The 22,299-nt window shown below is 72.2% G+C and carries 17 protein-coding genes and 2 riboswitches; of the genes, 3 read left to right on the plus strand and 14 right to left on the minus strand.

Features of this window, described 5'->3' with window-relative positions; genetic code table 11:
* Position 1: 1 nt before the first annotated feature.
* Both F8566_RS47900 and gcvP read right to left on the minus strand, forming a co-directional pair.
* Positions 2-1,141: a tetratricopeptide repeat protein gene (locus F8566_RS47900; protein ID WP_151570870.1), complete on the minus strand. Its 1,140-nt coding sequence runs from the start codon at positions 1,139-1,141 to the stop codon at positions 2-4.
* A gap of 163 nt (positions 1,142-1,304) precedes the next feature.
* Entirely contained in the window at positions 1,305-4,184 is a 2,880-nt protein-coding gene (gene gcvP, locus F8566_RS47905; RefSeq protein WP_151570872.1) for an aminomethyl-transferring glycine dehydrogenase, read from the minus strand.
* Positions 4,185-4,254: 70 nt separating this feature from the next.
* A riboswitch (glycine riboswitch) is annotated at positions 4,255-4,361 on the minus strand.
* Positions 4,362-4,457: riboswitch (glycine riboswitch) on the minus strand.
* Between the two features lie 269 nt (positions 4,458-4,726).
* On the opposite strand from gcvP, the gene F8566_RS47910 reads away from it, so the two are divergent.
* Positions 4,727-7,201, plus strand: a complete 2,475-nt coding sequence (locus F8566_RS47910) for a lysylphosphatidylglycerol synthase transmembrane domain-containing protein (protein ID WP_151570874.1) — start codon at positions 4,727-4,729, stop codon at positions 7,199-7,201.
* Here the strand turns inward: F8566_RS47910 and F8566_RS47915 are convergent.
* The 9 genes from F8566_RS47915 to F8566_RS47955 form a co-directional block, all read right to left on the minus strand.
* Positions 7,198-7,797: a MerR family transcriptional regulator gene (locus F8566_RS47915; RefSeq protein WP_151570876.1), complete on the minus strand. Its 600-nt coding sequence runs from the start codon at positions 7,795-7,797 to the stop codon at positions 7,198-7,200. The two genes, F8566_RS47910 and F8566_RS47915, sit on opposite strands and share 4 nt — an antisense overlap.
* 315 nt (positions 7,798-8,112) lie before the next feature.
* Positions 8,113-8,583, minus strand: coding sequence for a bifunctional nuclease family protein (locus tag F8566_RS47920; protein WP_151570878.1), 471 nt, complete (start codon positions 8,581-8,583; stop codon positions 8,113-8,115).
* A 141-nt stretch (positions 8,584-8,724) separates the two neighbouring features.
* Positions 8,725-9,450 (minus strand): transcriptional regulator FtsR, encoded by a 726-nt coding sequence (ftsR, locus tag F8566_RS47925; RefSeq protein ID WP_151570880.1) that lies wholly within the window; start codon positions 9,448-9,450, stop codon positions 8,725-8,727.
* A 72-nt stretch (positions 9,451-9,522) separates the two neighbouring features.
* Positions 9,523-10,083, minus strand: coding sequence for an oxoglutarate dehydrogenase inhibitor Odhl (gene odhI / locus F8566_RS47930; protein ID WP_151570882.1), 561 nt, complete (start codon positions 10,081-10,083; stop codon positions 9,523-9,525).
* A 277-nt stretch (positions 10,084-10,360) separates the two neighbouring features.
* The gene (locus tag F8566_RS47935) at positions 10,361-11,113 is read right to left on the minus strand and encodes a DUF881 domain-containing protein (protein ID WP_151570884.1); all 753 of its coding nucleotides are present in this window, start codon (positions 11,111-11,113) and stop codon (positions 10,361-10,363) included.
* Entirely contained in the window at positions 11,110-11,451 is a 342-nt protein-coding gene (locus F8566_RS47940) for a small basic family protein (protein ID WP_264159550.1), read from the minus strand. Before F8566_RS47940 ends, F8566_RS47935 begins: the two co-directional genes overlap by 4 nt.
* Before the next feature lie 34 nt (positions 11,452-11,485).
* On the minus strand, positions 11,486-12,418 hold the full coding sequence (locus F8566_RS47945; RefSeq protein ID WP_151570886.1) for a DUF881 domain-containing protein: 933 nt from the start codon (positions 12,416-12,418) through the stop codon (positions 11,486-11,488).
* Between the two features lie 38 nt (positions 12,419-12,456).
* Complete coding sequence (locus F8566_RS47950; RefSeq protein ID WP_225994198.1) at positions 12,457-13,947, minus strand: sensor histidine kinase; 1,491 nt, start codon at positions 13,945-13,947, stop codon at positions 12,457-12,459.
* Entirely contained in the window at positions 13,947-14,645 is a 699-nt protein-coding gene (locus F8566_RS47955) for a response regulator transcription factor (RefSeq protein ID WP_151570888.1), read from the minus strand. Before F8566_RS47955 ends, F8566_RS47950 begins: the two co-directional genes overlap by 1 nt.
* A 185-nt stretch (positions 14,646-14,830) precedes the next feature.
* Between F8566_RS47955 and F8566_RS47960 the strand changes: the two genes are divergently transcribed.
* Positions 14,831-17,068: an MMPL family transporter gene (locus F8566_RS47960; protein WP_151570890.1), complete on the plus strand. Its 2,238-nt coding sequence runs from the start codon at positions 14,831-14,833 to the stop codon at positions 17,066-17,068.
* On the opposite strand, the gene F8566_RS47965 is transcribed toward F8566_RS47960, so the two are convergent.
* Entirely contained in the window at positions 16,952-17,584 is a 633-nt protein-coding gene (locus F8566_RS47965) for a LysE family translocator (RefSeq protein ID WP_225994199.1), read from the minus strand. The two genes, F8566_RS47960 and F8566_RS47965, sit on opposite strands and share 117 nt — an antisense overlap.
* 115 nt (positions 17,585-17,699) lie before the next feature.
* Here F8566_RS47965 and F8566_RS47970 point away from each other — a divergent pair, with 115 nt between their 5' ends.
* On the plus strand, positions 17,700-19,046 hold the full coding sequence (locus F8566_RS47970) for an aminotransferase-like domain-containing protein (protein WP_151570894.1): 1,347 nt from the start codon (positions 17,700-17,702) through the stop codon (positions 19,044-19,046).
* A gap of 17 nt (positions 19,047-19,063) precedes the next feature.
* Here F8566_RS47970 and F8566_RS47975 read toward each other — a convergent pair whose 3' ends face one another.
* Positions 19,064-21,562 carry a mannose-1-phosphate guanyltransferase gene (locus F8566_RS47975; RefSeq protein ID WP_151570896.1) on the minus strand — a complete coding sequence of 833 codons (2,499 nt, stop codon included), beginning with the start codon at positions 21,560-21,562 and terminating at the stop codon, positions 19,064-19,066.
* On the minus strand, positions 21,559-22,224 hold the full coding sequence (locus tag F8566_RS47980; protein WP_192810266.1) for a CDP-alcohol phosphatidyltransferase family protein: 666 nt from the start codon (positions 22,222-22,224) through the stop codon (positions 21,559-21,561). The genes F8566_RS47975 and F8566_RS47980 overlap by 4 nt, the downstream gene beginning before the upstream one ends.
* Positions 22,225-22,299: the final 75 nt, after the last annotated feature.

Genomic DNA, 22,299 nt, shown 5'->3' on the forward strand with positions numbered 1-22,299 from the left:
CTCAGGCGTCGGGCCAGCCGGGCGGCAGCGACCGGGCGGGCGTGCCCGTCGCCATCCGCAGCCGCTCGGCGAAACTCTCATGCAGGAGCGGGCCCCAGAGATAGTCACTCGGCACCCTGATGGCCCGGCCCAGCAGGTCGTGCGTCTCGGCGGGCGCGGGATCGGCGGCCGGGCCGTCGGCGTACCGGACGGCGAGCAGCGCGTACATGTGGTCGAGGGCGCCGAAGGCCTCGCCCGCCACCGCGGGCAGCGAGCCGTCCGACACCGCCGACTCGACGACCGGCTCCCACCACAGGTCCGCGGGGTCGGCGTCCTCGTCGTCACCGCCGAAGTCGCGGCGGAGGCGTGCCCGCACCTGGCCCGACACGCCGGGGTCGGAGAGGCCGCGGCGCCAGACCTCGCGCGCCTCGTCGCCGCGTCCGCGCAGCGGCAGCGTGCGTGCCAGCAGCTCGGTGGCCAGCGGCCCGACCTCCGGGTCGGCGACGGCGTCATCGTCGCCGAGGGCCGCGCCGAACGCGCCGATGGCCTGGTCGAGGCAGGAGATGCCGAGCGCCACCGCCAGCCGGGCGTAGGCGTACGGTGCGGACTCCCGGTCGATGACCTTCAGGCCCGCGGTCAGGACGCGCTGGGCGCGCACCGGCTCGCCGCGTTCGAGCAGCCGCTGGGCGAGGTCGTGGGCGGCCACCGGTCCGTACTCGGGGTCCCCGGTCCCGATCGCCTCCTCCCAGTGCCCCCGCGCGGTCTCGAAGTCGCCCGCGTCGTCGGCCAGCCGTCCCAGCGCCAGGAAGGCCGGCGGGAGGTAGGCGGGATTGCCGAAGTCGACCACGACCTGCCAGGCGCGCCCGGCCTCCGCGTGCTCGCCGGCTCGTTCGTGGGTGAGCGCCAGGTGGTAGGCGGCCCGGGGCCCGTACTCGGGGTCCGCGGCCTGGATCGCGACCCGGTCGGCCTCCCGCGCCCCCGCCACGTCCCCGGAGTCGTCGAGGACGACGGCCAGCCCGAGCGCGGCCTGCGCCCGCACCGGTGTGTCGCCCAGCGCGAGCACCTCCTGGAACAGCAGGGCGGCCCGGTCGGCCTCGCCGTTCTCGGCGAGCCGCCGGGCCTCCTCGCACAGCCGAGCCGGATCGTCAGGCGTCTTGCTCATGCGGCAGCCTTCTGGGGGTCCGAATGGTCCCCAGAGCCTATCGAGATCGGCCCCTCCCGTCCCGGGACGACACCCGGATCCGGACAAGAACGATCACAGATTCCGAGACGGCGTCACGGTCAGTCCTCGGACGCCACCGGCTCAGTCCTCGAACGCTCCCGGCTCAGTCCTCGAACGCCTCCGGCGGGGGGCAGGAGCACACCAGGTTCCGGTCGCCGTAGGCCTGGTCGATGCGGCGCACCGGCGACCAGTACTTGTCCTCCCGCAGCGCCGGCACCGGGTAGGCGGCCTCCTCGCGGGTGTAGGAGTGCTTCCAGTCCTCGGTGATGAGGCTCGCCGCGGTGTGCGGGGCGTTCTTCAGCGGGTTGTCGTCGCGGTCGAACGTGCCGTCCGCGACCCGCTCGATCTCCCGCCGGATCTCGATCATGGCGTCTGCGAACCGGTCGAGCTCGGCGAGGTCCTCGCTCTCGGTCGGCTCGATCATCAGCGTGCCCGCCACCGGGAACGACAGGGTCGGCGCGTGGAAGCCGTAGTCGATCAGCCGCTTGGCGACGTCCTCGGCGGTGACGCCGGTCTCCTTGGTGATCTTGCGGAGGTCGGCGATGCACTCGTGCGCGACCAGGCCGTTCCGCCCGGTGTAGAGCACCGGGTAGTGCGGGGCGAGCCGCGCGGCCAGGTAGTTGGCGCCGATGATGGCGCTCTCGGTGGCCTCGCGCAGGCCGTCCGGCCCCATCATCGCGATGTAGGTCCACGAGATCGGCAGGATGCCGGCCGACCCCCACGGCGCGGCCGAGATCGGCCCGACCCCCGTCTCCTGAGGCCCGGCCTCGGCGCGCAGCGGGTGGCTGGGCAGGAACGGCACCAGGTGCTCGCGCACGCCGACCGGGCCGACGCCGGGACCGCCGCCGCCGTGCGGGATGCAGAACGTCTTGTGCAGGTTGAGGTGGGAGACGTCGGAGCCGAACTCGCCCGGCCGGGCCAGGCCCACCAGCGCGTTGAGGTTGGCGCCGTCGACGTAGACCTGCCCGCCCGCGTCGTGCACGGCCTTGCAGACGTCCGCGATCGTCTCCTCGAAGACGCCGTGCGTGGAGGGATAGGTCACCATGATCGCGGCAAGCTGCTCGCGATGCTTTTCGATCTTGGCGTGCAGGTCGTCCAGATCGATGTTGCCGTGGTCGTCGCACGTGACCACGACGACCTTCATGCCCGCCATGACGGCGCTGGCGGCGTTGGTGCCGTGCGCCGAGGACGGGATTAGGCAGATGGTCCGGCCCTGGTCGCCGCGGGAGGCGTGGTAGCCGCGGATGGCGAGGAGCCCGGCCAGCTCGCCCTGCGATCCGGCGTTCGGCTGGACCGACACCCGCGCGTAGCCGGTGAGCTCGGCGAGCCAGTCCTCCAGCTCGCCGATCAGCTCCAGGTAGCCCTGGACCTGCTCGACGGGCGCGAACGGGTGGATGTCCGCGAACTCGGGCCAGGTGATCGGTTCCATCTCGGTGGTGGCGTTCAGCTTCATGGTGCAGGAGCCGAGCGGGATCATCGACCGGTCCAGTGCGATGTCCCTGTCCTGCAGTTTGCGCAGGTAGCGCAGCATCGCGGTCTCGGAGCGGTGCGCGTGGAACACCGGGTGGGTGAGGTACGGGCTCTCCCGGCGCAGCCCCTCGGGGATCGCCTGTGCGACCTCCTCCGCCGGTGCCTCGTCCAGGCCGAACGAGGCGAGCACCGCCGCCACGTCAGAGGCGTCGGTGGTCTCGTCACACGCGATCGCGAGGTGGTCGTCGTCGACCAGGCGCAGATTGCGGCCGTTCTCCAGGGCCTTGGCGAGGATCTCGCGGGCCCGCCCGGGAACCCGGGCGAGCACGGTGTCGAAGAAGGCGTCGTGGACGACCTCGGCACCCGCCCGGCGCAGCCCGGCGGCGATCTCGGCGGCGTGCCCGTGCGTGCGTTCGGCGATCGCGGCCAGGCCCTCGGGGCCGTGGTAGACCGCGTACATGCTCGCCATGACGGCGAGGAGCACCTGGGCGGTGCAGATGTTGCTGGTGGCCTTCTCGCGCCGGATGTGCTGCTCGCGGGTCTGCAGCGCCAGCCGGTAGGCGGGGGCGCCGTCGGCGTCGACGGACACGCCGACCAGGCGGCCCGGCAGCTGCCGCTGGATGCCCTCGCGGACGGCCATGTAGCCGGCGTGCGGGCCGCCGAAGCCGTACGGGACGCCGAAGCGCTGCGACGAGCCGACGACGATGTCGGCGCCCGACTCGCCCGGCGGCCGCAGCAGGGTCAGCGCGAGCAGGTCGGCCGCGACGACGACCTGGGCACCGCGCTCGTGGGCGGCGGCGCTGACCGGCTCCAGGTCGCGAACGGCGCCGGAGGCACCCGGGTACTGCAGGAGGACCCCGAAGAAGTCGCCCTCGGGCAGGCCGCCGGACAGGTCGGCGATGACCACCTCGATGCCCAGCGGGACGGCGCGGGTCCGGATCACCTCGATGGTCTGCGGCAGCGCGTCGGTGTCGACCAGGAACGAGCCCGGGTCCTTGCGCTTGGACACCCGGTGCGCGAGGGCCATGGCCTCGGCCGCGGCGGTCCCCTCGTCCAGCAGCGAGGCGTTGGCGACCGGCAGCCCCGTCAGGTCGCTCACCACGGTCTGGAAGTTGAGCAGCGCCTCCAGCCGGCCCTGGGAGATCTCGGGCTGGTACGGGGTGTAGGCGGTGTACCAGCCCGGGTTTTCCAGGACGTTGCGCAGGATGACGCCCGGCGTGTGCGTGCCGTGGTAGCCGAGGCCGATCATGGAGCGGACGACGGTGTTCTTCGCGGCCAGCTCGCGCAGCCGCGCGAGGGCCTGCGGCTCGCTCAGCGCCGCCGGCAGGTCCAGCGGCCGGCCGGTCCGGATGACGGCGGGCACCGCGTCGTCCATCAGCGCCTCGGCGCTCGAATAGCCGATGGCCGCCAGCATCCGGGACTGGTCGTCGGGGGACGGGCCGATGTGCCGGTCGGCGAACGTGGACCGTGGGTGCTGTGGCGACGCCACCGGGGCGAAGTACTGGGCGGTCATAGGGGAATCCTCCTGGGCTGCTGGGGTCGCTCAGGGCCACCATCGGCCCGCGCTGGCCCGATGGCCGGTCTCCCCCTCTGTCATGGGCACCTGAGAGCTTCACCCGCGGAGCGGGGTTTCCCCTTCGGTGAGGCCCGTTCCCTCCATCGAGGGAACGACGCCTGCTTTCCAGAGGTGCCTCGCCCAGCGGTCCTTTTGCCTGAGAGGTTCCGGGGAGGGTTGCCCCTTCGGCGCCCCACGCTGGCGGCGTGGAGTCTCTCCCGCACAGGGTCGACGGCATGTCCTAAGGGGAACTCTATCCAAAGAGGACGGAAACGATCGACGCGGCCCCGCGGTCCGCGGTTGGGGCCCATGATCGGCCGCCAGGGCCGGTCAGTACGATATCCACAGCTCACAGAGCCACGGGCGGCCCGGAGCCGGGGGGCGAGACCAATAGGTAAGTCGGTTGGGGCCGCGCGGGGCAGCACGGCATGCCCCGCTCGACGGGGCGGCGCCTGTTCTGGGACGCTGATCACAGTGAGAGTTCCGGACGGTGGTGCGGCATGACACAGGGCGTGACGCACAGCACGACACAGGGCGCTCCCGAGGCCCGGAGCGAGGCGCCCGAGCCCAAGCAGGGCGCCGCCGTCGGCGTGCCCGTGGACGAGCCGGCCGGCCCCGACCGGATCCGCCGCCCGGTCGACGCCATCCGTTTCCTGGCCTCCGTCGCGGGCCTCGCCGCGATCCTGCTGCTGGTCTCTATCGCCAAGGGCACCACGACCGGCTTGCAGAGCGACATCGTCGGGGGCACCACGCAGGCCCCGCGGTTCCTGCTGACCATGGCCACGCTGGTCTCCAGCTTCGGCGTGCTGGCCGTGCCGGTCGCGTTCGCGATCGAGCGCCTGTTCCACAAGGACGGGGTACGGGTCGCGATCGCCCTGCTGGCCGCGGTGATCGCGTTCGTCCTCACCATCGTCCTGGACGACTGGGTGGTCCCCGCGGCCCCCGGCGGCGTCCTGGACTCCCTCATCTGGGGCGGCACCGACACCGCGCCGGTGCACACCGACATCACCCCGGTCATCGCGTTCGTCACGGCCGTGGGCATGGCCGGCCGGACGCGCTGGCAGGCCGCCACCTGGGCAATGATCGGACTGGCCGCGCTGACCGGGCTGACGGCCCTGTACGCCTCCGTGGCCGCGCTGGCGGCCACGTACTTCCTCGGCCGGGCCATCGGCCACGGCACGCTGTACGCCGTCGGCACGCCCAACCCCCGCCCGCCCGGCACCGCGGTCATGGCCGCCTTGACCAGGCTGGGTTTCACGCCCTTGCGCGCCCGTCGCGTCCCGGCCCCGGCCGACGAGCCCCGGGCCTATGACGTGGCGGTCGAGCAGACCGCCGGCCGCCAGCTGCCCCAGGGCGAATGGCAGCTGCGGGTCACCGTCCTGGACCGCGACCAGCAGACCGCCGGGCTCTTCTACCGGGTGTGGCGCCTAGTCCGGCTCCGCGCCGCGACGCCCCGCCGCGCGCTGCGGTCGCTGCGCCGGTCGCTGGAGCAGGAGTCCCTGATGGCGTACGCGGTCCACGCCGCGAACGCCCGGACGCCCCGCCTGCTCGGCACCTCCGAAGTGGGCACCGAGGCCGCGCTGCTGGCGTACGAGCACGTCTCGGGGCGCACCCTGAACACGCTCGCCGACGACGAGATCACCGACGAGCTCCTGGCCGACATCTGGCGGCAGTTCCAGCGCCTCCAGGCGGGGCGCCTCGCCCACCGCCGCCTGGAGGCCGAGTCCATCCAGATCACCGACGGCCGGGCCCATCTGGTCCATCTGCGCGTCGGCGAGATCGCCGCCGGTGATCTGGCGCTGCGGCTGGACCTGGCCCAGCTCCTCACCACGCTCGCGCTGCGCGTCGGGCCGGAACGCGCGGTCGCGACCGCCTCGCCCATCCTCGGCGACAGCACCCTGGCCGGGGTCGTGCCGATGCTCCAGCGGGTCGCCCTGACCCGCGCCACGCGGGCCGCGCTGCGCCACGACAAGGACCTGCTGACCCGCATCCGCGAGCAGATCCTGCGCCTCAAGCCCGAGAGCGAGGCCCCGCCGATCCGGCTGGAGCGTTTCCGCCCCCGCACGATCGTCAGCATCGTGGCCCTCACCTTCGCGGCCTACATCATCGTCCCCCAGCTCAGCAGCGTTGATCTCGGCAATCTGCTGTCATCGGCCACATGGTGGTGGGCGGCGGCCGGCCTGGCCGCGGCGGCCGCCACCTACGTGGCCGCCGCCTGGATGCTCATCGGCTTCGTGCCCGAGCCGCTCCCGCTCTGGCGCACGGTCCTGGTGCAGCTGGCCGCGTCGTTCGTGAAGCTCGTGGCACCGGCCGCCGTCGCGGGCGTGGCGCTCAACACCCGCTACCTTCAGCGCTCCGGGGTCCGCCCCGGGCCGGCCGTGGCCAGCGTGGGCGCCTCCCAGCTGATGGGCATGGCCACCCACATCCTGCTGCTGATCCTCTTCGGCTTCATCACCGGCTCCACCACGAACGCCACCAAGGATCTGGCGCCGTCCCGGACGATCGTCATCGTGCTGCTGGCGCTCGCGATCATCGCCGGGATCGCGCTCACCATCCCCAAGGTGCGGCGCTTCGTCACCGCCCGGCTGAAGAACATGTTCTCCGGCGTCGTGCCCCGGCTGGTGGACGTGCTCCAGTCGCCCAAGAAGATGTTCACGGGCATGGGCGGCATCATCCTGCTCAGCGCCGCCTTCGTGGCCTGCCTGGACAGCTCCATCCGCGCCTTCGGCGGTGAACTGCCCCTCACCACGGTGATCGTGGTCTTCCTGACCGCCAACGCGGTCGGCTCGGCCGCGCCCACTCCCGGCGGCCTCGGCGCCGTCGAAGGGGCGCTGACCCTGGCGCTGACCCTGGCCGGCCTGACCGCCGAGACGGCGACGTCGGCCGTGCTGCTCTACCGTCTGCTGACGTTGTGGTTCCCGGTGCTCCCGGGCTGGGCCGCGTTCGCCTATCTGCAGCGGAAGGAAGCGATCTAGCCCGTCTTGCGCACCCGCCTGCGGTGCGCGAGCTCGTCGTGCGGGTGGTCGTCGTCATCGTCGGTCGTGGCGCGTTCCCCCGGCAGCTCCGCGAGGCTGCCTTCGACCTCCTGCCAGACCCGCCCGAGGGCGATGCCGAAGACGCCCTGACCGCCCTGGAGCAGATCCACGACCTCGTCGGCCGAGGTGCACTCGTAGACGCTCACACCGTCGCTCATGAGCGTGATCTGGGCCAGATCGTTGACCCCCCGGTCCCGCAGGTGCGTGACCGCGGTCCGGATCTGCTGCAACGACACACCCGTGTCCAGGAGCCGTTTGACGACCTTCAGGACCAGGATGTCGCGGAAGCTGTAGAGCCGCTGGCTGCCCGACCCGTGCGCGGCCCGCACGCTGGGCTCGACGAGCCCGGTGCGCGCCCAGTAGTCCAGCTGCCGGTAGGTGATCCCGGCCGCGGAGCACGCGGTCGGCCCGCGGTAGCCGACATCCTCGGGCGGCGACGACACCTCGGTGTCGAAGAGCAGTCCCTGCTCTCCGGCACGCCGAGACGCCATGTGCCTGTCGGGGGTCGCCTTGCCCTCGCCGCTGCTCACCGCCACGCGGACCTCCGGCTTCTATCAGCCCGCCGCGCTCCGTCAAGGGGGTTTGACGAATTACACCACGGGTGTTCCACCAGCACGGTAGGTGCCGGTCAGGGTGTGGTCAACGTTCGTCGTCGGCGCGTCGCATGCCCGGATGAACCGGCTTCACGTGGGCAAATTGCGCACCCCGCACCCCATGCACTCCTACCCAGGTGATTACCCAGCGGAAACAGGACCCTCACCCGCAATGCAAGATCACTCGGAACCCGGCATGACCTTGCACGCCCCAAAAAGCTTTACCTAACCCGAAGGACCGCTGTTCGGCCTCGGAGGCTAGCCTGCTCGCCCGAAGTCCTCCGGCGAGATGGTGTCGAGGAACTCGCGGAATTTCTCGACCTCGTCCTCCTGCTCGTCGGGGATGGCGACCCCGGCCTCTTCGAGGACGTCCTCGCTGGCGAAGATGGTGGCCCCGGTGCGCAGGGCCAGGGCGATCGAGTCGGACGGGCGCGCGCTCACCTCGACGCCGTTGGAGAACACCAGGTCGGCGAAGAAGATGCCTTCGCGCAACGCGATGATGTTGACCGTGCGCAGTTGGACGCTCAGGGCGTCGAGAACGTCGCGGAAGAGGTCATGGGTGAGCGGGCGCGCCGGCAGCACGCCCTGCTGGGCGAAGGCGATCGCGGTCGCCTCCACCGCCCCGATCCAGATGGGCAGGTACCGATCCCCGTCCGTCTCCTTCAACAGGACGATCGGCTGATTGGAGGGCATCTCGACCCGGACGCCGACGACCTCCATCTGCTTCACTGCGGCTCCCTGCTGGTCCTCGCTGTCTCGATCACCAATTGTCCAGATCGATTTCTGACCGAACCTTGTAGCCAACGTACACCCGACCCCCGACAGGGGGGCGCGCGGACAGCGCGGCAATAACCTCCGGCAAATTCATGATCAGGGGTCAAGGCTTTCACGCAGGCCCGTGGCCAGCAACGCCGCGTGCAGCCGGACCGACAACGCGGCGATCTCACGGGCCGCCTCGGCCGCCTGCTCGTGCGCGCCGGGGCTGCGGCGGCGCAGCTGGGGTGCGATCACCTGTTCGATGAGGCCGACGTGCCGGTCGGCGGCGGCCTTGAGGGGCCGCAGATTACGCACATCGACGCCGAACGAGCCGAGCGCGGCGGCGGCGCGGGCGATCGTGAGAGCCTCGCCGTCATAGTGCGCGCCCGCTCTGGCCACCAGCCCGTAGTCCTCCAGGCTGCTCAGCAGCTCCTCGTCGATCCCGGCGCCGTCGAGGAGCTGGCGCCGGGTGAGGCGCACGGCGGGCTCGGGGGCGCCCGTGTCGGCCGCCACGAGCGTGCGGGGGCGGCGTTCCTGCGCCGGGACATGCCGGGCCGTCTCCAGGGGCGGCAGGGCCTCGCCGCGGTCCTGGGCCTCCAGCCGCTGCTTGATCACCCGCAGTGGCAGATAGTGGTCACGCTGGGCGGTGAGGATGAACCGCAGCCGGTCGACGTCGGCCTCACCGAACTTGCGGTATCCGGAGGGGCTGCGCTGCGGCTCGATCAGCCCCTCCGCCTCCAGGAAGCGGATCTTGGAGATGGTGATGTCGGGGAAGTCGGCCCTGAGCAGGCCCAGAACATCCCCGATCGTCATCAGGGCACGGACTGGCTGCGCGTTCATGGCCCCTCCCCTCGTCCCCGTGGCGGTCCCCCACCCGGCGCGGCGCCCGTCATCCGGCGCGCGGCCGTCCGGTCAGCCGTGCTGCGGATTGGTCAGGAACACCAGCCGGAACTTGCCGATCTGGACCTCGTCGCCGCCCGACAGGCCGGCGGAGTCGATCCGCTGACGGTTGACGTAGGTGCCGTTGAGGCTGCCCACGTCCCGGACCGAGAAGCTGCCGCCCTGCCGGGCGAACTCGGCGTGCCGGCGGGACACGGTCACATCGTCGAGGAAGATGTCACTCTCTGGATGGCGCCCCGCCGACGTGCGCTCCTTGTCGAGCAGGAAGCGGCTCCCGGCGTTGGGCCCGCGCTTGACCACCAGCAGCGCGGTGCCGGGCGGCAGGGCCTCGACGGCGACCTGGTCGGGGCCGACGGGCTCCTCGGCGCTCTGGTCGGCGTCGAGGGCCTCGAAGCCGCCGATCGAGATCGTCGACGTCGACTCGCCCGGCGACTCGCGGTAGGGCGGCGGTGGCTGCTGGGGAGCAGGCGAGGGAGGCGTGGCGGTCCGCGTCAGCGGAGTGCCGCAGTTGGAGCAGAAGCGGGCATCATCCGGGTTGGCGTGACCGCACTGCGTGCAGTAGACGCTCGGCATCGATCGGCTCGGCCTCCTACCATCGGCGTGCCGCGGGCTCCTCGCTCTCGCGAGGGTCGCCTGCGCCACGCGCATCCTTTACCAACCCACGCCGGGGACCCGCCCCCGACCACGGTCCGACTCCCCGCCCATTCACACGACGGTCGCCGCAACTTACGCGGGTATTGCCCGAGGGGTCAACTGGATCGGGGAGCCGACCTCCTCAAGCTACCTTCGATAATGATCGCAGGTCTACGCCGCCGCGCGGACGAGCCTCGATCGCCACCCCCGGTGCCCCTCACCCCGACCGTACCGCGCTGATGGTGAGCCTTGTACGCGGGGTGACGGTCGTGCTCGCCCCGGCGTTCTGGAGCGTCTTGATCACGCCGCCGGGAATGTTGAGCGCCGTCGTCATGGTGTGCGGGTCCCCGATGGCGAGGAACCGGTACGGCGCCCGCAGGATCCGGCCGTCCACCTCGATGCCTCCGGGGGCGTCGAGGAAGTAGGTGTTCACCCCGGCCCGGACCTCGTTGATCTGGATCACTTCGGCGCCCGCGTCGCGCAGCTCCTGCAGCGTGTCGAGGAGGTTGACCGAGCGCACCGCGCCGCGGGGATCGCCGATCAGCAGCTCGATCCCGGGCCCCTCGGCCGGCAGGGTGCCCGCGAGCAGCCCGTACGTGGTCGCTCGCCGCCGTGCCTCCTCCAGGGCCGTCCCGCCCTGGACGTCCCGTTCGAGCTCGGCCTTGGTGCCCTCCAGGTCGCGCAGGTCGCCACGGAGCCGCTCGGACCGCTGGGAGAGGTCGGAAAGGATGCCGACGAGCTCGTCCTGCCGGGCGGTGGCGAACGTGGTGTCCCGCTGGGTGGATCTGACCTGGGTCACCAGCGCGAAGCCCAGCAGCACGCACAGGAGGCCGCCGGCGAGCTGTCCCAGTGTCGTACGGGGACGCAGCAGGTCCAGGAACCCAGGTGTCTCCTCGGGCTCCTGCTTCGCGGAGGTCTCCCGCTCCTCGGGCGCCTGCTCGTCAGGCGTCTGCGGCTCGACGTCGCTCATGCGCCGAAGAGCTTCCGCCGGATGGCCGCCGCGTTGGAGAAGATCCGGATGCCCAGGACCACCACGACGCCGGTGGACAGCTGCGAGCCCACGCCGAGCTGGTCGCCCAGGAAGACGATCAGCGCGGCGATGATGGTGTTGCTGACGAACGAGACCACGAAGACCTTCTCGTCGAAGATCCCCTCCAGCCGCGCCCGGACCCCGCCGAACATGGCGTCCAGCGCGGCCACGATGGCGATCGGCAGGTAGGGCTGCAGCCACAGCGGCACGGTCGGCTCGAACAGCAGGCCCAGCACCACCCCGGCCACCAGGCCGATCAGCGCGATCACGCTCGGCACACCCCTCCCCGGTCCACCCTCTCGCCCGTCCAGGTCATGGACGGCGCGTCCCCTCGCCCCGTGGGCCTTCGCCTCTGGCACCTTCGCCTCTGCCGCCTTCGCCCCGCGGGCGCGCGTGCCGCAGCTGCAGAGCCCCGGCGGCGGGCAGGCGCGCCTCGTCCGTCCGGCGGGTCCCGTACCGGACACCGAACCGGTCCTCCAGCGCCTGCAGGCGCCGGCCGGCCGCGGAGCGGCGCAGGGCACCCTCGATCCGGTCCCGGTCGCCCAGTGCGGTCACCTCGTACGGGCCGGTCAGCGGCCGGTAGTCCACCAGGATCGCCTCGCCGGCGGTCCGGATCGCCGTCGTCGGCGTCAGCCGCTGGCCGTTGATCCCGATCGCCCGGGCCCCGGCCGCCCAGAGGGCGTTGACCAGCACCTGGAGGTCCTGATCATAGACCCGGCCGGCGTCCGCCCGGCGCCGCCCGCCGTCCTGCGGCTCGGCGTCGGCGAGGGTCACGACCAGCGCGGTGCCCTCGACCGGGACGGCCGCGGCGGCCGCGCCGGCGGCGGTGAGGTCCGCGCGGGCCCGCCGCCCGGCCTCGCTACGGGCGAGGGCGGCGACGCGCTGCCGTTCGGTGTCTGCCCGCAGCCGGTCGAGGCGCCGCTGGAGCTCGTCGGACTCGGCGGTCCGGGTGCGGATCTCGCCGATGAGCCGGGAGCGCTGCTGCTGGGCGACCGGTTCGCTGCGCCGGACCTCGGCCACCGCGACCGCGATCAGCAGGCCCACCACGATCAGGACCAGAAGCACGCCGCCGTGGCGGAACCGGCCGCGCCGCGGTTCCCGCTCCCCCGCCGCCTCGCGCCGCGCCGCGGCCTCGGCGTATCCGGGGTCGAGGACCTTGCCGGCGAACAGGTCCGAGAGCAGGGACATGGAGGCGTCCGGGCGCCGCCAGCCCCTGGTGTTCCCGTCCTGCCGTCGCTCGTTCACCGGCCAATCATGACAAGTGCCGCCAAATCCGACGCACGTCAGGGCGGTCCGGCGGGAACCGGGACCGCGGGAAAGGTGACGCGGAACGCGGCCCCGCCGGTCGGCTCGGAACGCGCCGTGGCCGTGCCGCCGTGCGCCTCGGCCACGGCGGCGACGATCGAGAGCCCCAGCCCGGCCCCGCCGTGATCGCGTGTCCGTGCCTCGTCGGCCCGGTAGAAGCGCTCGAACACCTTGGCGCACTGCTCCGCGGCGAGACCCGGGCCGGTGTCGGCCACCTCGACGAAGGCCTGGTCCCCCGTGACGCCCGCGCGGACGGTGGCCGGTGCCCCCGCGGGGGTGTGCCGCCGGACGTTGACGAGGAGGTTCCCGAGCACCTGCCGCAGCCGTTCGGCGTCACCTAGGACGACCACGGGCCCGTCCGCCTCAAGCATGATCGGCCGGTCGGGCTCGACCGCCCCCGCGTCGGCGACCGCGTCGGCGGCGAGGACGGCGAGATCGACCGGTTCGCGTTCCAGCGGGCGGCCCTGGTCGAGGCGTGCCAGGAGCAACATCTCGTCGACCAGCAGGCCCATCCGCTCGGCCTCGGACTCGATCCGGCGCATGGCCTTGGCCAGGTCTCCGGGCCGGTCAGCGGCGCCGCGCCGGAACAGCTCGGCGTACCCGCGGACGGTCGCCACGGGAGTGCGCAGCTCGTGCGAGGCGTCGGCGATGAAGCGCCGCAGGCGGTCCTCGGAGGCCGCGCGCTCCCGGAACGCGGCCTCGATCTGCGCCAGCATCCCGTTGAGCGCGGCCCCGAGCCGGCCGACCTCGGTCTTCGGGCCGGGCGCCTCGACCCGCCGGGAGAGGTCTCCGCCGCCGATGGCGCCCGCGGTCTCGGCGATCTCGTCCAGCGGCCTCAGCGCCCGCCGTATCGCGCGCCAGGCCAGGCACGCGACGCCGCCGAGGACGAGCAGGGTCACCGTGAAGAGCGTCCCGAGCGTGCGCCCGATCAGTTCGTCCTGCTCGGTGGTGCGCATCGCCATCACGAGCGTGCCCTTTCCTCCGGGCAGCCACGCGGCGCGGATCCGCCAGTCGGGCACCCGGTCGCCGAACGGCCCCTCCCACCGGTCCTCGGCGCCGGTCACGCGCGCCTCGATCCGGGTGAACCGCTCGCCGTCGGGATTGCCCTCGTCCGCCTTCCCCGGGCGGACGCCCGCCGGGATCGGCGGCGTCTCGGCGAACGACACGGTCTGCAGGACCCTGCCGTCCGGCCCGCGGATCTGGAGGAACGACGGGAATCCGCCGTACCGGCTCCCGGCCTGCCACAGGCGCGGCAAGTCCTCGGTGGCGGGCGGCAGGGTGAGCCCCTCACCTCGCTCCGCGCGGGCCGCCACGAGGGCCGCCGCCTCCCGGCCGACCGAGGACATCAGCCGGTCGTTGGTCGAGGTCTTCCAGTCGAAGATCGCCGCGATGGTCGAGGCTCCCACGGTGACGAGCCCCAGGGTCAGGAGCACCAGCACGATGAAGATGAGCCGGTGGCGGAGGGACATCAGGCCTCCCTGGGCAAGCGGAGGATGTAGCCGACGCGCGGCACCGTGTGGATCAGGCGGGGGTCGCGGTCGTCGACCTTGCGCCGCAGGTAGCTGACGTAGGTCTGGACGACGCCGTCGCTGCCGCCGAAGTCGTACTCCCAGACGTGGTCGAGGATCTGCCGCTTGGACAGGACCCGGCCGGAGTTCAGCACGAGGTAGCGCAGCAGCTTGAACTCGGTCGGGGTCAGCTCGACCAGGTCACCGCCGCGCCGTACCTCGTAGGTGTCCTCGTCGATCTCCAGGTCGGCGAACACCAGCCGGGAGCGGTCACGGTCGCGCGGCCTGGCCCGGCGCAGGACGGCCCGGATGCGCGCGATCAGCTCCTCCAGGCTGAACGGCTTGGTCACGTAGTCGTCACCGCCGACCGTCAGTCCCTTGATCTTGTCCTCGGTGGCGTCACGGGCGGTCAGGAACACCACCGGCGCCTCGCAGCCGTCGCGCCGCAGCTTGGCGCAGGTCTCCAGGCCGGAGCCGTCCGGGAGCATCACGTCGAGCACGATGAGGTCCGGGGCGAACCGCGCCACCTGCGCCACGGTCTCCGCGCCCGATCCGGCCACGGCCGCCTCGAACCCCTCATAGCGGAGCGCGGTGGCGACCAGATCGGCCAGGTATGTCTCGTCGTCGACCACGAGGATGCGTGTGGGGGCATGTGTCACGCGCTCAGTCTCGCCTCAGGACCGCTTCGAGCGCAGTGTGAGATCCCTTAGAGATCGCTGTGAAGGCCGATTCACAGCGCCGATTCACAGCGCCGATTCACAGCGCCGATTCACAGCGCCGATTCACAGAGATCCCTAAGAGCGTCCACACAGCCACCGAAGACCGGGCCGCTGCACTGAGCCGCATGGAGAGATTCTCTGGCTACGTGCTCCGGCACAAACTTCTCGTCACGCTGCTGTGGCTGGCCGTCACCTGCGCGGGTGCCTTCGCCGTCACGCAGGTCACCGACCGGCTGAAAGAGGACTTCGCACCGCCGGGATCGGCCGCGCGCGACGCCAACGCCGCGATCGCGCGGGTGTACGGCTCGGGCGGCGCGGACAAGCCGCTGATCCCCGTGGTCACCCTGCCCGCCGGGCAGAACGTGGACTCGCCCCAGGCCAAGGCGGCGCTGGGCAAGGCCTTCGACGCCGCCCGCAGCCGGTTGAACGCGCGCGTCGTCTCGTACGCCGACGCCGGGGACCGTCGCCTCGTCGCCACGGACGGCAGGACCACGTTCGGCCTGGTCTTCCCGATCCAGCAGACGCAAGGCGGTGAGAGCGGGGAAGGCGGCGGCAGGGACGGCGAGGGCCCGGACCTGAGCGGTCCGCTCGGCCAGGTGCTGCGGTCGGAGCTTCCGCCAGGCTCCACGGTCGCGGTGACCGGCATGGCGGGACTGGAGGAGGCTGCCGGGAGCGAGGGGCCGAGCGTGCTCGTCGAGACCGTCATCGGCGGCGTCGGCGCGCTGGTCGTGCTCGCCTTCGTCTTCGGCTCGTTCCTCGCCCTGGTGCCCCTCGCCATCGCCGTCGTGTCGATCCTGACCTCGTTCCTGGCGGTGTACGGGATCACCGGCGTGACGGACGTCAACTTCATGGTGCAGTTCGTCGTCGCGCTCATCGGGCTGGGCGTGGCGGTCGACTACTCGCTGCTGCTGGTCACCCGGTGGCGGGAGGAACGCGCCCGGGGGCACGAGGGCGACGCGGCGGTGCGCCGGGCCATGGCCACGGCGGGGCACGCGGTCCTCTTCAGCGCCGCCGCGGTGGCCATCGGGCTGATCGCGATGCTGGTCATGCCGGTGGAGTTCCTGCGCAGCGTCGCGTACGGAGGAATGATCATCCCGACGGTGAGCGCGCTGGCCACGCTCACGCTGCTGCCGGTCGTCCTGGCCACCATCGGGCCCTGGCTGGACCGGCCCAGGCTCCGCAAGGAGGCGGGGGCGAGCCGGGCCTGGACGGCCTGGACCCGCATGGTGGTCCGCTTCAGGTGGGTGGCGGTCCTGGTCTCCACGGCGATCCTCGCCGCCCTGGCGTACGTCGCACTCGGGATGAACCTCGGCGAGCCGCACAGCGGCGCCATGGCCAAGTCCGGCCACGCCTACGAGGGACTGACCGCGCTCCGCCACGGGGGCGTGCCGTCCGGAGTCCTCACACCCGTCGACGTGCTCCTGCCTGCCGGCGCCGATCCGGCGCGCGTCGCCGCCGAACTGCGCGGCCTGCCTGGAGTGCATTCCGTGGTCGCGCCCGAAGGGGACGGCTGGCGGCGTGACGGCTCCGCGCTCGTCACCGTCCTGCCCTCCGGAGAGGGCGGCACCGCCGCCGGCAAGGACACCGTGAAGGCGATCCGCGCCGCCGCGCCGCCGGGCGCCCAGGTGGGCGGCGAGACCGCGGCCGATCTCGACTTCACCGACAAGGTGTACGGCGCGTTCCCGCTCCTGCTGGCGGTCATCGGCCTGCTCACGTTCGTGCTGCTGGCCCGGGCGTTCCGGTCGCTCCTGCTGCCGCTGAAGGCCGTGCTGCTCAATCTGCTGTCGCTGGCGGCGGTCCTCGGCTCGACGGTCCTGGTATGGCAGCAGGGCCACGGCAGCGATCAGATCTGGGGAATCTCGGCGACGGGGTCGATCGCGGTCTTCATCCCGGCGATGGTGTTCGCCTTCCTCTACGGGCTGTCGATGGACTACGAGGTCTTCATCCTCGCCCGGATGCGGGAGGAGTACGACCGCACCGGCTCCACGGAGACGGCCGTCGTCGAGGGCATCGGACGGACCGGGCGGCTGGTGACCAGCGCGGCGCTCATCCTGTTCCTGGCGTTCGCCTCGCTGGCCGCGGCGCCCATCGTCGAGGTGAAGATCTTCGCGACCGGGCTGGGGCTCGGCATCCTGCTCGACGCGACCATCGTCCGCGCGCTCCTGGTCCCGGCGATGGTCGCGCTGTTCGGCAAGTGGAACTGGTGGCTGCCGCCGTGGGCGGCCCGGATCCTGCGGGTGGCACCGTCAGGGGGCCGCCACGACCGCCTTGGACTTGTCGAGCCCGAGGTGGACGGCGAGGCCGGCGAGCACGGTGCCCATCGCGTACCGCTGGACGCGCTGCCAGAGCGGCCGTCGCGCTAGGAACAGCGCGACGGCCCCCGCGCTCAGCACCCAGAGGGCGTTGACCGTCAGCGCCACAAAGACCTGGGTCAGGCCGAGCACGAGGCTTTGCAGCGCGACGTTGCCCCGTTCCGGGTCGACGAACTGGGGCAGCAGCGACACGTACAGGATCGCGATCTTCGGGTTGAGGAGGTTGGTCACCAGGCCCATGGTGAAGAGCCGGCGCGGCGGGTCCACCGGTAGCTCCTTGGGGGCGAACGGGGAGCCGCCGCCCGGCCTCACCGCCTGCCAGGCCATCCACAGCAGGTACCCCGCGCCGGCGACCTTGATCGCCGTATAGAGCGCCGGGACGAGCGTGAAGACCGTGGTGAGCCCGGCGGTGGCCGCGAGCACGTACACCACGAACCCGGCCGCCACCCCGCCCAGCGAGATCATCCCGGCCCGCCGACCCTGTGTGATCGTCCGCGACACCAGATAGATCATGTTGGGACCGGGCGACAACACCATGCCGAGCGCGACCACTGCGATCCCCGCCATTGCACCGAACGAAACCATCACACCTCATCTCGGGATATTGCTCCGACCCTAGACCTCGGAGCCTAGGCGGTGCAATACTGAAAATTGCTCTCGGTGCAATGAAGGGAATGACCACGTGGACGACTACCGGCTCGTCGCGGACGCGGTGGCGGCCGAGATCGCCGCCGGACGGCTCCGCCCGGGTGACCGGCTCGCCCCGCAACGCGAGTTCGCACGCGCACACGGCATCGCCAACTCGACCGCCGCGCGGGTCTACAAGGAGCTCGTCCGGCGCGGCCTGGTGGTCGGCGAGGTCGGCCGCGGCACCTTCGTCCGGTCCGCGGACCGGGCCACCGCGCCCGAGCCCGCGCTCGCCGAGCCCGCACAGGCGCGCGTCGACCTGGAGCTGAACCTGCCGATCGTCCCGGAGCAGGCCGAGTTGCTCGCCGCCGGGCTCCGCCGGTTCCAGCGCCCCGACGTGCTCGCGGCGGCGCTGCGCCCGACCGGGGCCACCGGTACACGGAGCGCCCGGGAGGCCGCCGCCGGGCTGCTCGCCCACGATGGCTGGCGCCCGGACCCCGCGGCGCTGCGGTTCACCGGCAGCGGGCGCCAGGCGATCGCCGCGGCGCTGTCGGCCCTGGTGCCCGCCGGTGAACGGCTGGCCGTCGAGGCGCGCACCTATCCGGTCGTCAAGAGCCTGGCGGCGCGGCTCGGCATCGCCCTGGTGCCCGTCGACGTGGACGAGCACGGGCTGGACCCGGACGCCCTGGCGGCGGCCCACCGCGCAACCCCCGTCCGCGCCGTCTACGTCCAGCCGACCTTGCACAACCCCTCCAGCGCGACGATGCCCGCGAGCCGTCGCGCCGCGCTGGCCGGCGTGCTCCAGCGGCACCACATGCGCGCGATCGAGGACAGGATCTGGGCGTTCCTGCCGGACGAGGCGCCGCCGCCGCTCGCGGCGTTCGCCCCTGCCCACACGATCCTGATCGACAGCCTCTCCAAGCGGCTCACCCCGGGGCTGACCGCCGGTTTCGCCGTCGTGCCGCCGGACATCGCCGACGCCTTCACCTTGGCGGTGCGATCGGGCGCGTGGCTGCCCGCCGGATTCGCGCTCGACGCGGTGACCGGCTGGATCAACGACGGCACGGTCGCCGAGATCAGTGCCCGCAAACGCGCGGACGTGGTGACCCGCCAGGCCATCCTGACCGAGACCCTCGCGGGCTTCCGGCTCCGTACGGACCCGCGGTCGTACTTCTGCTGGTGGGATCTGCCCACGCCGTGGCGCGCCGAGACGTTCGTCGCCGCCGCGGCGCGCCGGGGCATCGCCGTCACGCCCGCGGCCGCGTTCACCGTCGGCAACGGCGGCTCGCCCAACGCGGTGCGCTTCGGCCTGGCCTCTCCCTCGCCCGGGACGCTGGCGCACGCGCTCGGGGTGCTGGGCTCGATCGCCCGCGGCACACCTGACGACGCCGCGGTCGACTAGGGACCGCCGGCCAGGGATCAGGAACCGGCGCGTTCGACCACGGTCGCCCACTCCTCCAGGAGGTCCTGGGCGGCGTCCTCGTCGGGCCCCTCGGCCCACAGGTGGGTGACCGCCTCGGCCGGGTCGGGCAGGACCAGGACCCAGCTGCCGTCGTCCTCGACGACGCGGACTCCGTCGGTGGTGTCGATGGTGCGTTCGCCGGCGGCCTCGACGACGTGGCGCATCACCGAGCCCTTGGCGGCCCACGGCGTCGGGACCGATCGCCGCAGCAGGTGCGCCTCGGGGATGCGCTGGTCGATCTGGGACAGCGTCAGCCGCGTCCGGGCGACCAGGCCGACGAGCCGCACGAACGCGGCGATCCCGTCCACCGTGGTGCTGAACTCGGGCATGACGAACCCGCCGCGGCCGTCACCGGCGAAGATGATGTCGGGGTCGGCGGCCGCCTTGGTGAGCACGTCCTGCGACGTCGAGGTCCACTCCACCCGGACGCCGTGGAACCGGCACACCTGCTCGCCGACGCGGGTCGTGGTGACCGGCAGCGCGACCCGCCCGCCGCGCCGCTCGGCGGCGACCAGGTCGAGCATCACCAGCAGCGCGCGGTCGTCGTTGATGAGCTCGCCGTTCTCGTCGACCAGCGAGATCCGTTCCCCCACCGGGTCGAACCGCACGCCGAACGCGGCGCGCGACGAGGAGACCAGCTCGCCGAGGCGCTGGAGGTCGCGCATCCGCTCGGCGAGCGTCTCGGTTGGATTTGCCTCGTCCAGCCGGTTGTTGCGGGTGAGGACGTCCACGCCGACCCGGCCGAGCAGGGTCGGCAGGACCAGCGCCGCGGTGCCGCCCGCGCAGTCCAGCACGATCTTCAGCTCCGCCTCGCGGACGCCGGTCATGTCCACGCAGCGCAGCAGGTCGCGGGTGTAGGTCTCGACGCTGCGCGCCGGATAGGTCAGCTCGGCGATCTCGCCGGGGAACGCCCGGCGGTACTCCTGGCGGCCGAAGACGCGCTCCAGCTTGCGCTGGGCTCCCAGCGACAGGTCGGCGCCGTCGGCGTCGAGGAAGAGGATGTCGACGCCCTGCGGATCGCCGAGCGTGGTGCGGAGGTAGATGCCGCCCGCGCAGTCCTCCCGGCCGGTCTCGAACCGGGCGGTGGGGAGCGGGGTGGCCTCCAGGTCCTGCACGTTGATGGCGCTGGCGGTGAGGGCGCTGATGACCGCGCGCTTGAGGGTGCGGGCGGCGCGCGAGGCGTCCCGGCCGGTGACGACCATGGTGCCCTTCTTCAGGGTGGTCGCGTACGCGCTGGCCAGCCGCACCGCCAGCTCGGGCGTGATCTCGACGTTGACCAGCCCGGACACGCCGCGCGGGCCGAACAGGTTGCGCTGCCCGCGCGACTCCCAGATCACACTGGTGTTGACGACGGCGCCGGCCTCGATCGTCTTGAACGGGTAGACCTTGACCTCGCTCGACACGTACGCCTCGGCCTCGATCACGCACTCGTCGCCGATGACCGCGCCCTCCTCGACGCGGGCGCCCGCCATGATGTCGGTGTTCTTGCCGATCACGCAGCCGCGCAGATTGGTGGACGGGGCGACGAAGACGTTGTCGTGCACCACGGCGCGGTGCAGGAACGCGCCCTCCTTGACGACCACGTTGCTGCCCAGCACGGTGAACTCGCGCAGCTCGACGCCCGCCTCCACCTTGGCGTAGTCGCCGATGTAGAGCGGGCCCTTGAGGATCGCCTCAGGGTCGACCTCGGCCCCCTCGGCGATCCAGACGCCCGGCATCACCTCGAACGCGTCCAGGTCGACGTCCACCTTGCCGGAGAGCATGTCGGCCTGGGCCTTGAGGTAGCTCTCGTGGGTGCCGACGTCCTCCCAGTAGCAGTCGGCGACGTATCCGTAGAGGGGGGCGCCCTCGGCCAGCAGCTTGGGGAAGACGTCGCCGGACCAGTCGACCGACTCGCCCGCGGCGACGTGGCCGAGGACCTCGGGCTCCATCACGTAGATGCCGGTGTTGACGGTGTCGGAGAAGACCTGGCCCCAGGTCGGCTTCTCCAGGAAGCGCTGGATGCGGCCTTCCTCGTCCACGATGATGATCCCGAACTCCAGCGGGTTGGGCACCCGTTTGAGCCCGATCGTGACCAGCGCGCCGTTCCGCTCGTGGAAGCGCACCATGTCGGTCAGGTCGATGTCGGTGAGCGCGTCGCCGGAGATCACCAGGAACCGGTCGTCACGCAGCGCCTCCTCGGCGTTCTTCACGCTGCCGGCCGTGCCGAGCGGTATCTCCTCGGTGGCGTAGCTCAGCGACATGCCGAGTTCCTCGCCGTCGCCGAAGTAGTTGCGGATCAGCGCCGCCAGGAATTGCACGGTGACGACGGTCTCGGTCAGCCCGTGCCGCTTGAGCAGGCGCAGCACGTGTTCCATGATCGGCCGGTTGATGACGGGGAGCAGTGGCTTGGGCTGGTTGGCGGTCATCGGACGCAGCCGCGTCCCCTCTCCGCCCGCCATCACAACGGCCTTCATCGCGGGGTCTCCGCTCCCTTCCGAGCGCCGGCCGACGGATCGGGAACGGGGGGCGAGGCACGGTCGGCCAGCACCAACTGCCGCACCTGTGTCCAGTAGAGGACGGCCGCCCACCAGTAGAGCGCGGTGCCCCAGATCGCGAACGACCAGCCGACGACCTTCGCCGTGGTGGCCACGGCCCCGTCGTGATCCCCCAGCAGGAGCAGCGGAAACGCGTAGAGCAGGCACATCGTGCCCGCCTTGCCCACGAAGTGCACCGGCAGCGCCCCGCCGTACCCCAGCCGCCGGATGATCGGCACGATCGGTGTGATCACCACCTCCCGGGCGACCAGCAGGACGATCAGCCAGACCGGGATGATCTCCCGGACGGTCAGCCCGATGAGCGTGGCGAGGATGTAGAGCCGGTCGGCGGCCGGGTCCAGCACCGTGCCGAGCCTGCTCGTCTGGTTGAGGGCCCGCGCCAGCTTGCCGTCCAGCCAGTCCGACAGGCCCGCGAAGACCAGCAGGCCCAGCGCCCACCAGTCCGCCTCGACCAGGACCAGCCACAGGAAAAGCGGCACACCCAGCAGCCGCGCGAAGCTCAGGATGTTGGGCACCGTCCAGATCCGGTCCGCCACCTCGCTCGTCCCGGCGCCCGGATCCCTGCCGACCTCAGCGCTCACCGACGCGTGACACCCTTCCTGAGCCCTGCCCGTCCTTGTCGCTGCCCGCCGTCCCCCATCGGCCGACGCCTCCCT

This window comes from Actinomadura rudentiformis, from assembly GCF_008923185.1.
GTDB classification, from domain to species: Bacteria; Actinomycetota; Actinomycetes; order Streptosporangiales; family Streptosporangiaceae; genus Spirillospora; species Spirillospora rudentiformis.

Excerpts from the sequence above, each read along its gene's own strand:
- F8566_RS47935 (WP_151570884.1), bottom strand. The coding sequence starts at position 11,113 with ATGAGCGACGTCGAGCCGCAGACGCCTGACGAGCAGGCGCCCGAGGAG.
- F8566_RS47960 (WP_151570890.1), top strand. The coding sequence starts at position 14,831 with ATGGAGAGATTCTCTGGCTACGTGCTCCGGCACAAACTTCTCGTCACG.
- ftsR (WP_151570880.1), bottom strand. The coding sequence starts at position 9,450 with ATGAACGCGCAGCCAGTCCGTGCCCTGATGACGATCGGGGATGTTCTG.
- F8566_RS47965 (WP_225994199.1), bottom strand. The coding sequence starts at position 17,584 with ATGGCGGGGATCGCAGTGGTCGCGCTCGGCATGGTGTTGTCGCCCGGT.
- F8566_RS47910 (WP_151570874.1), top strand. The coding sequence starts at position 4,727 with ATGACACAGGGCGTGACGCACAGCACGACACAGGGCGCTCCCGAGGCC.
- odhI (WP_151570882.1), bottom strand. The coding sequence starts at position 10,083 with ATGCCGAGCGTCTACTGCACGCAGTGCGGTCACGCCAACCCGGATGAT.
- gcvP (WP_151570872.1), bottom strand. The coding sequence starts at position 4,184 with ATGACCGCCCAGTACTTCGCCCCGGTGGCGTCGCCACAGCACCCACGG.
- F8566_RS47950 (WP_225994198.1), bottom strand. The coding sequence starts at position 13,947 with ATGTCCCTCCGCCACCGGCTCATCTTCATCGTGCTGGTGCTCCTGACC.
- F8566_RS47975 (WP_151570896.1), bottom strand. The coding sequence starts at position 21,562 with ATGAAGGCCGTTGTGATGGCGGGCGGAGAGGGGACGCGGCTGCGTCCG.
- F8566_RS47900 (WP_151570870.1), bottom strand. The coding sequence starts at position 1,141 with ATGAGCAAGACGCCTGACGATCCGGCTCGGCTGTGCGAGGAGGCCCGG.